Raw genomic sequence first — 14,375 nt, forward strand, 5'->3', positions numbered from 1 at the left:
CCAGCCATTCAGATCGAGTCTGCATTAAGGAGAAACCCCAGATGAGCGAAGCTACCCTCGTCAGCAAACCGAAGAAGTCGGTTGCCCTGTCCGGCGTCGCCGCCGGCAACACCGCGCTGTGCACCGTCGGCCGCACCGGCAATGACCTCAACTACCGCGGCTACGACATCCTCGACATCGCCGAGCGTTGCGAATTCGAAGAAGTGGCCTACCTGCTGGTGCACGGCAAGCTGCCGAACAAGGCCGAACTGGCCGGCTACAAGCAGAAGCTGAAGGCGCTGCGCGGCCTGCCGGCCTCGGTGAAGGCGGTGCTGGAAGCGCTGCCGGCCTCGGCCCACCCGATGGATGTGATGCGCACCGGCGTGTCGGCGCTCGGTTGCACCCTGCCGGAGAAGGACGACCACAACATCGCCGGCGCGCGCGACATCGCCGACCGCCTGATGGCCTCGTTCGGCTCGATGCTGCTGTACTGGTACCACTTCAGCCACAACGGCAAGCGCATCGACGTGGAAACCGACGACGACTCGATCGGAGGCCACTTCCTGCACCTGCTGCACGGCGAGAAGCCGAGCGAACTGTGGGTGCGGGCGATGCACACCTCGCTGATCCTGTACGCCGAGCACGAATTCAACGCGTCGACCTTCACCGGCCGCGTGATCGCCGGCACCGGGTCGGACATGTACTCGAGCATCACCGGCGCCATCGGCGCGCTGCGCGGTCCGAAGCATGGCGGCGCCAACGAGGTGGCGTTCGAGATCCAGCAGCGCTACGAGAACCCGGATGAAGCCGAGGCGGACATCCGTGCCCGCGTCGAGCGCAAGGAAGTGGTGATCGGCTTCGGCCACCCGGTGTACACCATCGCCGACCCACGCAACAAGGTGATCAAGGAAGTCGCGCGCGAGCTGTCCGAAGCGGCCGGCAACACCAAGATGTTCGACATCGCCGAGCGCCTGGAGAGCGTGATGGGGGACGTGAAGAAGATGTTCCCGAACCTCGACTGGTTCAGCGCGGTCAGCTACAACATGATGGGCGTGCCGACCGCGATGTTCACCCCGCTGTTCGTGATCTCGCGTACCTCCGGCTGGAGCGCGCACGTGATCGAGCAGCGCCAGGATGGCAAGATCATCCGCCCGTCGGCCAACTACGTCGGGCCGGAAGACCTGACCTTCGTGCCGATCGACCAGCGTTGATCATGACGGCAGAGCGGCGCAGGCCGCTCTTCTGCCTTCTGCCCCCCTCGATTCTCTCTTTGGGCTCCCCGCCATGAACACTGCCTACCGTACCGCCCTGCCGGGCACCCCACTGGACTACTTCGACGCCCGCGCGGCGGTCGAGGCGATCCAGCCCGGCGCCTACGACACCCTGCCTTATACCTCGCGCGTGCTGGCCGAAAACCTGGTGCGCCGCTGCGATCCGGCCATCCTGACCGATTCGCTGAAACAGCTGATCGAGCGCAAGCGTGAACGCGACTTCCCGTGGTTCCCGGCGCGCGTGGTGTGCCACGACATCCTCGGCCAGACCGCGCTGGTCGATCTGGCCGGCCTGCGCGACGCCATCGCCGCCCAAGGGGGCGATGCGGCCCAGGTGAACCCGGTGGTGCCGGTGCAATTGATCGTCGACCACTCGCTGGCGGTGGAGTGCGGCGGCTTCGATCCGGACGCGTTCCAGAAGAACCGTGACATCGAGGACCGTCGCAACGAGGACCGCTTCCACTTCATTGAGTGGACCAAGACCGCCTTCGATAATGTCGACGTGATCCCGGCCGGCAACGGCATCATGCACCAGATCAATCTGGAGAAGATGTCGCCGGTGATCCACGCCGACCACGGTGTGGCCTATCCGGACACCTGCGTCGGCACCGACAGTCACACCCCGCACGTCGACGCGCTCGGCGTGATCGCCGTCGGCGTCGGCGGACTGGAGGCCGAGAACGTGATGCTCGGCCGCGCCTCATGGATGCGTCTGCCGGACATCGTCGGTGTCGAGTTGACCGGCCAGCGCCAGCCCGGCATCACCGCCACCGACATCGTGCTGGCGCTGACCGAGTTCCTGCGCAAGGAGCGCGTAGTGGGCGCCTACCTGGAGTTCTACGGTGCCGGCGCTGCCAGCCTGACCATCGGCGACCGCGCCACCATCTCCAACATGGCCCCGGAGTACGGCGCCACCGCGGCGATGTTCGCCATCGACGAGCAGACCCTGTCCTACCTGCGCCTGACCGGCCGCACCGACGAGCAGGTGAAGCTGGTGGAAACCTACGCCAAGGCCGCCGGGCTGTGGGCCGACACCCTGAAGCACGCCGAATACGAACGCGTGTTGACGTTCGACCTGTCGAGCGTGGTGCGCAACATGGCCGGCCCGTCCAACCCGCACAAGCGCCTGCCGACCTCGGCGCTGGCCGAACGCGGCATCGCGGTGGACCTCGACAAGGCGCGCGCCCAGGAAGCCGACGGCCTGCTGCCGGACGGCGCGGTGATCATCGCCGCCATCACCAGCTGCACCAACACCTCCAACCCGCGCAACGTGATCGCCGCCGGCCTGTTGGCGCGCAACGCCCATAAGCTCGGCCTCACCCGCAAGCCGTGGGTGAAGAGTTCGCTGGCGCCGGGATCGAAGGTGGTCGAGCTGTACCTGAAGGAAGCCGGCCTGCTTGAGGACCTGGAAGCGCTCGGCTTCGGCATCGTCGCCTTCGCCTGCACCACCTGCAACGGCATGTCCGGCGCGCTGGACCCAAAAATCCAGCAGGAGATCATCGAGCGCGACCTGTACGCCACCGCCGTGCTGTCCGGCAACCGCAACTTCGACGGCCGCATCCACCCGTACGCCAAGCAGGCCTTCCTCGCCTCGCCGCCGCTGGTGGTGGCCTACGCCATCGCCGGCACGGTGCGCTTCGACATCGAACAGGACGTGCTGGGCGTGGTCGACGGCAAGGAAATCCACCTGAAGGACATCTGGCCGAGCGACGCGGAAATCGACGCCCTGGTCGCCCGTGCCGTGAAGCCGGCGCAGTTCAACCAGATCTACATCCCGATGTTCGAGAAGCGTGCCACCGCCAAGGCCGCCTCGCCGCTGTACGACTGGCGCCCGAAGAGCACCTACATCCGCCGCCCGCCGTACTGGGAAGGCGCGCTGGCCGGCGAGCGCACGCTCAAGGGCATGCGGCCGCTGGCGATCCTCCCGGACAACATCACCACCGACCACCTGTCGCCGTCCAACGCCATCCTGCTGAACTCGGCGGCCGGCGAGTACCTGGCCAAGATGGGCCTGCCGGAGGAGGACTTCAATTCCTACGCCACCCACCGCGGCGACCACCTGACCGCGCAGCGCGCCACCTTCGCCAACCCGAAACTGTTCAACGAAATGGTGCTGAACGAAGACGGCACGGTGAAGCAGGGCTCGCTGGCCCGCGTCGAGCCGGAAGGCAAGGTGATGCGCATGTGGGAAGCGATCGAGACCTATATGGACCGCAAGCAGCCGCTGATCATCGTGGCCGGGGCCGACTACGGCCAGGGCTCCTCGCGCGACTGGGCCGCCAAGGGCGTGCGCCTGGCCGGCGTGGAAGCCATCGTCGCCGAGGGCTTCGAGCGCATCCACCGCACCAACCTGATCGGCATGGGCGTGCTGCCGCTCGAGTTCACGCCGGGCGTGACCCGCAAGACGCTGGCCCTCGACGGCACCGAGACCTACGACGTGATCGGCCAACGCACCCCGCGCGCCGCGCTGACCCTGGTCATCCACCGCGCCAACGGCGAAACGGTGCAGGTGCCGGTGACCTGCCGCCTGGACTCGGACGAGGAAGTGTCGATCTACGAGGCCGGCGGCGTGCTGCAGCGCTTCGCGCAGGACTTCCTCGCGGCCGCGCAGGCCGCCTGAGTCAGCGATGACGGCGGTGCCCAGGCTGTTGTTGATGGCTAAGCCTCCACCAGCGGTGTTGTCCGCCATGGTGAGCGCCGTGCGCCACCATGGCCTGGACACCCGGCTGGGTTCTAGGCTGTTCGCGCCCGATAACTGGCACCAGTCGCTGTCGAGCCGCTACTTCGTCGAAGCGAGACTGCTCGACCGGCTGCTACGCGCCGGCGACCGGGTCTCGGCCGTGATGTGCCCGATGACGCTCAACCGCATCAACAGCGGACGGCCGACCACCGGCAGGATGCACTGGGCCTTTCAAGCACATGGCGACCCGAAGGAGCTAAAGGCGCTGCGGCTAGCAATCCAGGCGGCTCTGCTCGCGGAAGGCCTGGATGCCCCGTCGACCCCCACCCCGCACGTCACCATCAGCTACCTTGCACCGTCGCCGCTACCATCGCAGCAGATCGAACCGATCGATTGGACGATCGACGAAATTCTGCTGGTGGAAGGCGGAGGGGCGCCCTATCGCTACCGGACCATCGCCACCTGGCCACTCGCCGCACCGCCCTACCCCTATGCCCAGCTGCGCCTGCTCTAGCCACGTCCGACAGGACGTAGGCAAAGGCGGCGCCGCACGATAACGTAGCATTGCCGCGCCCTGCCCGACGCAGGCGCTCTCGATAAGGAACAGGCACCATGCCGCATCTTCCCCAGATCAAGATTCCCGCCACCTACCTGCGTGGCGGCACCAGCAAGGGCGTGTTCTTCCGCCTGCAGGACCTGCCCGAAGCGGCCCGGGTGCCGGGCGCCGCACGCGACGCGCTGCTGCTGCGCGTGATCGGCAGCCCCGACCCGTACGGCAAGCAGATCGACGGCATGGGCGGTGCCACCTCCAGCACCAGCAAGACGGTGATCGTCGCCACCTCGAGCCGTCCCGACCATGACGTCGACTACCTGTTCGGCCAGGTGTCGATCGACCAGGCCTTCGTCGACTGGAGCGGCAACTGCGGCAACCTGTCGGCCGCGGTCGGCCCGTTCGCCATCGCGGGCGGCCTGGTCGATGCGGCGCGCGTGCCGCACGACGGCATCGCCACCGTGCGCATCTGGCAGGCCAATATCGGCAAGACCATCATCGCCCACGTGCCGATCACTGGCGGCCAGGTGCAGGAAACCGGCGACTTCGAACTGGACGGCGTGACCTTCCCGGCCGCCGAGGTACAGCTGGAATTCCTCGACCCGGCCGACGAAGGCGAAGACGGCGGCGCGATGTTCCCCACCGGCCAACTGGTCGACGACCTGGAAGTGCCGGGTGTCGGCGTGCTGAAGGCCACGCTGATCAACGCCGGCATCCCGACCATCTTCGTCAACGCCGACGCGATCGGCTACACCGGCACCGAGCTGCAGGACGCCATCAACGGTGATGCCAAGGCCCTCGCCATGTTCGAGACCATCCGCGCCCACGGCGCGCTGAAGATGGGCCTGATCCAGCAGCTGGACGAGATTGCCACCCGCCAGCACACCCCGAAGATCGCCTTCGTCGCCCCGCCGGCCGACTACGTGTCGTCCAGCGGCAAACCGGTGGCCGCCGCCGACATCGACGTGCTGGCCCGCGCGCTGTCGATGGGTAAGCTGCACCACGCGATGATGGGTACCGCGGCGGTGGCGATCGGCACTGCCGCGGCGATCCCCGGCACGCTGGTCAACCTGGCGGCCGGTGGCGGCGAACGCCACGCGGTGCGCTTCGGCCACCCGTCCGGCACCTTGCGCGTCGGTGCCGAGGCGCAGCGGGTCGATGGCCAGTGGACGGTGACCCGCGCGGTGATGAGCCGCAGCGCGCGGGTGCTGATGGAAGGCTGGGTGCGCGTGCCGGGCGACGCCTTCTGATCCGGCCGGCGCGTCGCCAGCAGCCATTCGGCATCGACGCGCCTTGCCCAGACCTTGCACAGCCTGGCAGCCCCAAGCACAGACACATCAAACCGGGTGGATCGCCTCCACCCGCCCCTCGCCCACACGCGGGCTCTGCCCGTAACCACAGGATGTTGATGATGCAAAAGGAAATCTTCGTCGTCGGCGCCGCCCGCACCGCCATTGGCGGCTTCGGCGGCTCGCTGAAAGATGTCGCCCCGGTGGAGCTCGGCACCACCGTGATCCGCGCCGCGCTTGAGCGCGCCCATGTCGACCCGGCCGCCGTCGGTCACGTGGTGATGGGCAATGTGATCCCCACCGAAACCCGCGACGCCTACCTGTCGCGCGTGGCGGCAATGGATGCCGGCATCCCCAAGGAAACCCCGGCGTTCAACGTCAACCGGCTGTGTGGCTCCGGTCTGCAGGCCATCCTGATGGCCGCGCAGAGCATTCTGGTCGGCGATGCCGACATCGCCGTCGGTGGCGGCGCCGAATCGATGAGCCGAGGCCCCTATTTGATGCCGGGCGCGCGCTGGGGCACCCGCATGGGCAACGCGCAGGTGGTCGACTACATGCTCGGCATCCTGCACGACCCGTGGCAGCAGACCCATATGGGCGTCACCGCCGAGAACGTCGCGGCGCGCTACCGCATCGGCCGCGAGGAGCAAGATGCGCTGGCACTGGAAAGCCAGCAGCGCGCCGCCCGCGCGATCGAGGAAGGCCGCTTCAAGGAGCAGATCGTTCCGGTCGAGATCGCCACCCGCAAGGGCACGGTGGTGTTCGACACCGACGAACACGTGCGCGCCGACGTGACGCTGGAGCAACTGGCCAAGATGAAGCCGGCGTTCCAGAAAGACGGTAGCGTCACCGCCGGCAACGCGTCGGGGCTCAACGACGGTGCCGCCGCCGTGGTGCTGGCCGACGGGGCGCAGGTGCAGGCGCTCGGCCTGAAGCCGCTGGCGCGATTGGTCAGCTGGGGTCATGCCGGCGTCGAACCGGACCACATGGGCATCGGCCCGGTGCCGGCCAGCCGCATCGCGCTGGAGCACGCCGGCCTGACCGTGGCCGATCTCGACGTGATCGAATCCAACGAAGCGTTCGCCGCCCAGGCCTGCGCGGTGGCCCAGGAGTTGGGTTTCGATCCGGCGAAGGTTAACCCGAACGGCTCCGGCATCTCGCTCGGCCACCCGGTCGGCGCCACCGGCGCCATCATCACCGTCAAGGCGCTGTACGAACTGCAGCGCACCGGCGGGCGCTACGCGCTGGTGACGATGTGCATCGGCGGTGGCCAGGGGGTGGCGGCAGTGTTCGAGCGGGTGTGATGACCAACGGCTAATCCCGTTCGGCCAAGCTTGGCCGCATCGCGGCAAACGGCAACGGCGCCCATTGGGCGCCGTTGTGCATGATGGCGGGGTATGATGCTTTCGAGATATTCTTTAGGCATAAATTTCGTCTTCGCCTGCGCCCGCCTTGCTGCCGAGCCAGCTGTTCAAGAAAGCCCGCCATTTGGAACACGCCCTGCTTTACCCCGTCCTGTCCCTGATGCTGTTGACCCTGCTCGTGTGGGTCTACATGTATGCACTACGGCTTCGTTATCTGGTCACCAAGCGCATCCCCAGCCAGCAGATCGCCACGCCCGAACGGATCAACGCCATGCTGCCCGAGCACATCAACCGCCCGTCGAACAACCTCAAGAACCTGTTCGAGCTCCCGGTCATTTTCTATGCCACCTGTAGCCTGCTGCTCGCCCTGCACCATGCCGATGCCGTGTTCGTGCAGCTGGCCTGGGCCTATGTCGCGCTACGAGCGCTGCATAGCGCGATTCAGTGCACCATCAACCACGTACCGCTGCGTTTCACGGCGTATCTCGCATCCAGCATCGTGCTGTGGGCGATGGTGATCCGGCTCGCACTGTCGGCGATCTGAGCCGGCCAAGCAAGGACAACACATGGATTTATACGTCTACCCGATCATCCTGATCGTCTTCGCGGTGATCTTCACCCGCGAGGTGATCGCCCCGGCATCTCAAAACCATTGCGACCGGCGCTGGCTGCTGCTGTCCACGGCGCTTGGCGCCTCGAGCGGCCTCATCGCCGTCGGCATCGGCTATCTGTTCCACGGCAGGATCAAGACCCAGGCGCTGATTTCCCTGCCTGATTCGCTGCCAGACATAGCCGTCGGCTTTCTCGGCTTCTTCTGCACCAGCGTCATCTTCTACTGGTGGCACCGCGCGACGCATCGCTTCGATTTCCTGTGGCGGAACATCCATCAGCTCCATCACAGCCCCCTGCGGATCGAAGCACTCACCGCGTTCTTCGCTCACCCGCTCGAAACCGTCACCGCCACCCTGATCAGCTGCTTCAGCAGCTACATCCTGTTTGGCGCCTCCGAGTACGCCGCAGCCTGGGCGCTGTTCTTCACCGGTTTCTTCGACCTGTACTTGCATTCCGACACCCGCTCGCCGAAGTGGCTCGGCTACCTAATCCAGCGGCCAGAAATGCACCGGGTACACCACGCCTATGGCCACCACGCCCAGAACTATGGCCTGCCCATCTGGGACATGCTGTTCGGCACCTGGCACAACCCGGACGAACGGGTCCAGCAATGCGGTTTCGACGCGCCCAAAGCTGAGCGGATCTGCGACATGCTCCGTGGCCAGGATGTACACCGGACGGTGCCGTCGCCTTGTTAAAAGGAAGAAAACACTATGCCCAGCGTATTGATCGAAGTAAGAAGGCAGCATTTGCAAGAGCAGGAAATCGCCCTGATGGATGCCGTGCATGCCGCCCTACAGGAAGCCTTCAAGATTCTTCCCGGCGACAAGAATGTCCGGCTCATTGCTCACGAGCCGCACCGGTTTGCCTGCCCTCCCGCAAGGCAGCAACCCGAGTTTTACACCCACATCAGCATCGATGCCTTTGCCGGCCGTTCGCTGGAGGCAAAACGCAATCTTTACAAGGCCATCGTCAATAATCTGGCGCCGTTCGGCATCCCCAAGGATCACGTGAAAATCCTTGTTCGGGAAATTTCAAAGGAGAACTGGGGGATACGCGGCGGACAGGCGGGTTGTGATGTGACGCTTGGGTTCCAGATTGAGGTTTACCCCCCCCGCACCGCCACCCGCCCCAAGCCCGACTCCACCGCCGGCGCATTCTGCATCACCACCACCCCGGCCACGATCAACAGCACGCCAATCAGTCGCGCCATGGTGATCGGCTGGGCGGCGAAGCCGGCCAATGTGAAGTGATCGAGCAGCAGCGACGCCACCATCTGTCCGGCTACCACCGCAGCGATAAAGTTGCTGACCCCGAGCTTGGGCGCCAGGATCAGCGCACTGCTGATGTAGAACACCCCAAGCACGCCGCCGACCCACCACCACAACGGCCCCTTGGCGGCCAGCGCCAGCTGCGGTGCCGGCACGCGCTGGGCCAACATCACCGGCAGGATCGCCAGTACGCTGACGCCGAGCGAGATCAGCGTCGCCCACAGCGGGTGACCCAAGGCGCGGCCGAGGGCGGCGTTGGCACCAGCCTGCACCGGTACCACGGCGCCGGCGGCACAGGCGATCAACAAGCCCAACAGGCTGGCAAGCGGGGACATGGCAATACTCCTGATTCAATGCCGCGCCGAGCACCGGTTGGAGCCGGGCCTCGGCTGCGGCAAGTTAGCGACGCACCCAGCTTGCTATAACGCCAATCGCATTGCCAATTTGATTTTCGGCTAACTATTATTCGCTACATGAATAATCTGCGTCGCATCGATCTCAACCTGCTGGTGATCCTGGAAGCACTGTTGGCCGAACGGCATATCTCACGTTCCGCCGAGCGGCTGCACAAGAGCCAGCCGGCGGTCAGCCATGCGCTGGGCCGGCTGCGCCACCTGTTTGACGACCCACTGCTGATGCGCGGCGCGCAGGGCATGGTGCCGACGCCCCGCGCGCTGGCACTGGTCCGCCCCTTGATCGATTGCCTTCCCAATGAGTCATGTTGAACCCACCCAGTCCCTGAACCTGTCCCAGATCGACACACTCGCCTTCGCCGGCGGCGGCAACCGCTGCTGGTGGCAGACCGGTGCCGTCGCCCAATTGTTCGAGTTCGGCTGGCGGTTGCCAGCGCAGCTGGTCGGCACCAGTGCGGGCGGCGCTGGAGGCATGTCTGCGTCTGTATGCCGGCAATACGCGGATTTTCGACTGGAAGGGCCTGACGCAATTCAGGCTGAAATTCGCCCACCAGCCCATCTACCCGGCCTGGATCGATGCCTTCCTCAACGCGGCCAACTTCGAGTCGCTGCGCCAGTCGGCCTCGCAGCTTCAGGTCGCCATTACTCGTCCGGCCAAGGCATTGGGGCTGGCAGGCTCGATCGCGACGGGCATGTTGGCCTATATCGTGGACAAGCAGATATGGCACAGCATCCACCCCCCCGCCTGCCACGCCTCTTTGGGCTACGTCAGGACTTCCGCACGCTGCAGCATTGTCCGAACACCGGGCGGACAGTCTCCGCCCGCACCCTCCACATAGGCGTGGCAGCATAGGCGGGCAGCGCCCGGTGCCCAAAGGATGTCACCCCGGTTAAGCTCAGCACCACCGTGATCCGCGCCGCGCTCGAACGCGCCATCGTCTCTCCCAGCTGCCGTTGGCAATATGGTGATGGGCAATGTAATACCGACCGAGACCCGTGACACCTATCTGTCGCGCACGAAGGGGTGGTGACGGTGTTTGAGCGGGTATGATTGGCGGCAGATAAACCCCGTTCTGCCAACCTTGACCGACTCTCTTCAAACGACAATAGTGCCCCTCGAAGGCGCTGTTGTTCTGATGGCTTATCACCCACCTCTGCGATATTCCAAAAACATATTTTGACGTAACCCGGGCGTGTCCACGGTTCCAGAAACGGTCCACAAAACTCTGCACGCCCCCATCTGCTGCAATTCCATGAGCAACGCGGCCCGTCCCGATTATCTGCAATTGATCACGATGACAACTCCAGAGGCTGGGCTTATGGAGACATATGCGCTGACAGGAACGTATTCCCCTCATACATTGACCTCATACCGTCCTCCTGAACGACTGCGCCCACCGTGGCAGCATGGCGGGGAGCCCCATCCAGCCCGTTGCCATGGCGCGATCCCAAGGTACAGTCTGCCCCAGCATCATAACGCAATAACTCAAACATCTAGCGGAACTAACCAACCCGGAATTAGAAAACCATCCATTGCTTCTGAAATTGCCACCCTTTTCAAACCCAAATTGACTATAAATTAATTTATAATTTTCATTGACTTATGATTGCATGCCACGCATACTGGCATACAGCAAGATTTTCAAGAATCATACTTATTGACACTTCAGTCGTCCTTACGGACTCCTTTGTTTCCATATCTATCCCTTGAATATCGTGCATTTCGGGCGATAGCTCATTATTTATCCATAAAGGAATATGACATGGAAACAGGTACTGTTAAATTTTTCAATGATGCAAAAGGTTTTGGCTTTATTACACCGGACAACGGTGGGGAAGACTTGTTTGCTCACTTTTCTGAAATAAAGGCCGACGGCTTCAAGTCTCTACATGAAGGTCAAAAAATCAGCTTTACTAGAGGCGTGGGCAAAAAAGGTCCGGCAGCAACCAATATCCAACCTGTTTAATCACAGATTAGATAGCATGCGAAGCTCCACTCAAGTGGAGCTTTTTTAATTGCTAGCATACAGAGCCCCGGGAGCCCATCATAAAGAACATCGAAAAATCGCTCTATCTAAGCCAAGGCGCTCATGTCCTACTGCCATCGGGAAGAACTGCAATGGTACTGGGCCTGACCCGAGCAGGTTATGAATTTTGCTATTTGGACGAGAGTTTTGAGAAATTTTTTCTAAGCAGACTTGCATCAAAAAAACTACACGTCATTACCAAATGGGCTAGCCGTTCAGTCCGCTAGGCCACCCCACCACTTTTATCCATATTACCCAAGAGTCAAGATCGATTTTCTCTGCACAAAAACTATGTCGTCTTGCTAACTCCAACCCCGAACTCGCAACATCAATGACAATCATTGCGAGCAGCCAAATATATCAGCAGAATTACTAGAATCATCTATATTGAAATATTGATATATTTTTTACATCTATGCTCTTCAACAACCGTGCTAACCGCCAACTGAATCGCATTGATGTAGTCCCGCGATTGCGCCAGCTGGAGGAGTACATGAATGAAAGGTGTAAAATACGTCACGACCTACAGAGTCAGCCATGGGCCTTCAGGGCGATGGGAAATCTTTCAAACTGGCTCAACATTCCCTCTTGTCGACTTTAGTACTAAAGTCGATGCACTCAGTTATGCCCACTATCTTTCTGACAGCCACCCAGGCTCTGTCGTTAAGACCATGAACCCGCAAGGGAAAATAATCACGGACCGCCAAGAGGTAGACTATGACCGCTAAGAACAAGAGCGATAGACGACATGCACTGGCGCTCCCCCGAAATCAGACTGGCCAACTTCACCAAGCGGCAGCTGCCGGGCAGGTTGACCTAGTGAGGCTATATGTCAAATATGGGGACGACATCAACTCGACGGACCAGAGTGGCATGACGCCTTTGCACGTGGCTTACCAGAATGGTTGTCTGAGCGTCGTCGAGGCCCTCATCGCCTTGAATGCGGATCAAACCATCAAGGACCATGGCGACAACTGCGCCTATGATCTGATCAAGGAAGGCTCGTTCGTCTGCTCGCTGCGCACACACGAGCGTTCTTGACCGCCTAGCGACACACACCGATGCCACTACCGGTGAGCTCACTTTGCCTTTCTCGCCAGTACGGTCTCCCGGCGTATTCTGCATCACTACCACCCCGGCCACGATCAACAGCGTGCCGACCAGCCTCGCCAGAGTGATCGGCCTGGCGGCGAAGCCGGCCAGCACAAAATCGTCGAGCAGCAGCGACGTAGTTGAGTAGCGCCAAGGAATCTCACCCTGACGCCCTCCCAGAACCGTACGTGAGCCTCTCGACTCATACGGCTCCTATTGCCCACCGTTCACTCGATGACAGGTCCCAGTGAGCAAATAGCGTGGGATGACGCTGACAAACTGCGTTCAACCAATCCCTCGCCCGACTCACCTTCTCCTTCATCTTTTTGTATTTCCTGCGCACCCATCGAACCAGGTACTGATTCAGCGTATCGAACACATCGTACAAGGCGGATCGAGAGAACCGACCGTAGTAATTCACCCAGCCTTGTAGCGCCGGATTGATTGCTTCAGCCACATCCACGAGTTCCACGGTGTGCCAGCAATGTAGCCGCCACCGCCTGACCGTCTGTCGAATCGATTTGGCCGCCTTCCGACTGATCGCGGGCGCAAACCCAACGAATAGTGTGTTCGTCCTCGATTTAAGAAGGCGGGGACGGAACGTATACCCCAGAAAGTCAAACTGGCATATCTCGTACTCCAGCCTCCGGTTGGCATCCTTGCAAAAGACCACCTTGGTCTTCTCTGGATGCAACTGTAAGCGACATTCCGCCATCCTTGTTTCCAGAGCCTTCTTCAGCGCCTGTGCTTCTTTCAGACTGCGGCAATGGCAGATTGCATCATCCGCATACCGCTCGAATGGAATGTGCGGATGATGACGACGCATCCACTCGTCGAATCCGTAGTGCAGAAACAGGTTCGCCAGCAATGGACTGATCACGCCTCCTTGCGGCGTACCTTTGTCTCGCCACTGTACGGTTCCGTCTGGCAGACTGACCGGTGCTTTTAGCCACCGCTCAATGTACATCAGCATCCATCTGCAATCCGTATGCCGCCGTAAGGCTCGAAGCAAGAGTTCCCAGTCGATATTATCGAAGAAACCTTTAATGTCGAGATCAAGCACCCATGCATATTGCCAGCAGCGCTTTCGCGCCGCGGCAATGGCTTGGTGGGCCGATCGACCCGGTCGATAACCATAGGAATCCCGGTGGAAGATCGGCTCTAGCTTCGGCTCCAGACGCTGTTTGACCACCATCTGTGCCACCCGGTCTGAGACCGTCGGAATTCCCAACGGCCTCACGCCTCCATCGGCCTTCGGTATCTCGACTCGCTTGATCGGCGGAGGATGATAACTTCCCGAGGACAACCGATTCCAGAGCTTGTAGAGGTTGCTTCCCAGCTCCCTTTCAAACGCCTCAATCGTCTGTCCGTCTATCCCCGCTCCACCTCTGTTGGCCTTGACCTTCTTATAGGCTTCCCACACTTCTCGCTTGGAAATATTGAACGGTTTGGCTCGTCCGAACTGATCCTCCCGTCTTCGGTTGTCAGATCCAACTTGCCAGGCAACGCCACCCCTTCGGTCCCGTTCCATTACAGAACCTTCTTCCCTACTACGAGTGACTCCGCCCCTGTGCTCCGCATCGGTACTCTCGTCCTTGCAGGGGCTGCCTGCTTGGATTTCTCCCTTCGCATCGGAGCCGCAGGTTCCTACGTTCCTCATCAAAGCCTGTGTTGGCGTCACGCCACCTTCATGCCGGACGCCAGACAGCCCGTAAGCAGGCTCCGTCTGTCCTTGTCCTGGAGCATCCATACTCTCCAGTTTTGGCGTCATCTTGGGGTTTCGACACGTCATCAGTGGTTCACTTGCGTTCGTCTCATCAACACTTA

Annotated in this window: 13 protein-coding genes and 1 pseudogene; 12 read left to right on the plus strand and 2 right to left on the minus strand. The window is 62.0% G+C overall.

The features are described 5' to 3' along the window. Positions 1-41: 41 nt before the first annotated feature. The 8 genes and pseudogenes from prpC to QU481_RS22470 form a co-directional block, all read left to right on the plus strand. Positions 42-1,190: a bifunctional 2-methylcitrate synthase/citrate synthase gene (gene prpC / locus QU481_RS22435; RefSeq protein WP_289832213.1), complete on the plus strand. Its 1,149-nt coding sequence runs from the start codon at positions 42-44 to the stop codon at positions 1,188-1,190. A gap of 73 nt (positions 1,191-1,263) precedes the next feature. Further along, the gene (gene acnD, locus QU481_RS22440) at positions 1,264-3,870 is read left to right on the plus strand and encodes a Fe/S-dependent 2-methylisocitrate dehydratase AcnD (RefSeq protein ID WP_289832214.1); all 2,607 of its coding nucleotides are present in this window, start codon (positions 1,264-1,266) and stop codon (positions 3,868-3,870) included. Between the two features lie 34 nt (positions 3,871-3,904). After that, positions 3,905-4,444, plus strand: coding sequence for a 2'-5' RNA ligase family protein (locus QU481_RS22445; protein ID WP_289832215.1), 540 nt, complete (start codon positions 3,905-3,907; stop codon positions 4,442-4,444). A gap of 98 nt (positions 4,445-4,542) precedes the next feature. Further along, positions 4,543-5,730 (plus strand): 2-methylaconitate cis-trans isomerase PrpF, encoded by a 1,188-nt coding sequence (prpF, locus tag QU481_RS22450; protein WP_289832216.1) that lies wholly within the window; start codon positions 4,543-4,545, stop codon positions 5,728-5,730. A gap of 158 nt (positions 5,731-5,888) precedes the next feature. Further along, on the plus strand, positions 5,889-7,073 hold the full coding sequence (locus tag QU481_RS22455) for an acetyl-CoA C-acyltransferase family protein (protein WP_289832217.1): 1,185 nt from the start codon (positions 5,889-5,891) through the stop codon (positions 7,071-7,073). A 184-nt stretch (positions 7,074-7,257) separates the two neighbouring features. Beyond that, positions 7,258-7,677, plus strand: a complete 420-nt coding sequence (locus tag QU481_RS22460) for an MAPEG family protein (protein WP_289832218.1) — start codon at positions 7,258-7,260, stop codon at positions 7,675-7,677. Between the two features lie 22 nt (positions 7,678-7,699). Continuing rightward, positions 7,700-8,443: a sterol desaturase family protein gene (locus QU481_RS22465; RefSeq protein ID WP_289832219.1), complete on the plus strand. Its 744-nt coding sequence runs from the start codon at positions 7,700-7,702 to the stop codon at positions 8,441-8,443. A gap of 75 nt (positions 8,444-8,518) precedes the next feature. After that, positions 8,519-8,794, plus strand: a pseudogene (locus QU481_RS22470) (tautomerase family protein); the annotation flags it as partial. Positions 8,795-8,850: 56 nt separating this feature from the next. On the opposite strand, the gene QU481_RS22475 reads toward QU481_RS22470, so the two are convergent. Then, positions 8,851-9,351: a DMT family transporter gene (locus QU481_RS22475; RefSeq protein WP_289832220.1), complete on the minus strand. Its 501-nt coding sequence runs from the start codon at positions 9,349-9,351 to the stop codon at positions 8,851-8,853. Positions 9,352-9,489: 138 nt separating this feature from the next. Between QU481_RS22475 and QU481_RS22480 the strand changes: the two genes are divergently transcribed. From QU481_RS22480 to QU481_RS22495, 4 genes are all read left to right on the plus strand, one after another. Next, a complete protein-coding gene (locus tag QU481_RS22480) occupies positions 9,490-9,741 on the plus strand; it encodes a LysR family transcriptional regulator (protein WP_289832221.1) in 252 nt (83 codons plus the stop codon). An 80-nt stretch (positions 9,742-9,821) separates the two neighbouring features. Continuing rightward, positions 9,822-10,268 carry a hypothetical protein gene (locus QU481_RS22485; RefSeq protein ID WP_289832222.1) on the plus strand — a complete coding sequence of 149 codons (447 nt, stop codon included), beginning with the start codon at positions 9,822-9,824 and terminating at the stop codon, positions 10,266-10,268. A gap of 924 nt (positions 10,269-11,192) precedes the next feature. Next, positions 11,193-11,396 carry a cold-shock protein gene (locus QU481_RS22490; protein ID WP_289832223.1) on the plus strand — a complete coding sequence of 68 codons (204 nt, stop codon included), beginning with the start codon at positions 11,193-11,195 and terminating at the stop codon, positions 11,394-11,396. 777 nt (positions 11,397-12,173) lie between these two features. Further along, positions 12,174-12,497 carry an ankyrin repeat domain-containing protein gene (locus QU481_RS22495; RefSeq protein WP_289832224.1) on the plus strand — a complete coding sequence of 108 codons (324 nt, stop codon included), beginning with the start codon at positions 12,174-12,176 and terminating at the stop codon, positions 12,495-12,497. 253 nt (positions 12,498-12,750) lie between these two features. Here the strand turns inward: QU481_RS22495 and ltrA are convergent. After that, a partial coding sequence (gene ltrA / locus QU481_RS22500) for a group II intron reverse transcriptase/maturase (protein WP_289832225.1) occupies positions 12,751-14,375 on the minus strand: 1,625 nt, incomplete at its 5' end.

This window comes from Crenobacter oryzisoli (genome assembly GCF_030385785.1).
GTDB classification, from domain to species: domain Bacteria; phylum Pseudomonadota; class Gammaproteobacteria; order Burkholderiales; family Chromobacteriaceae; genus Crenobacter_A; species Crenobacter_A oryzisoli.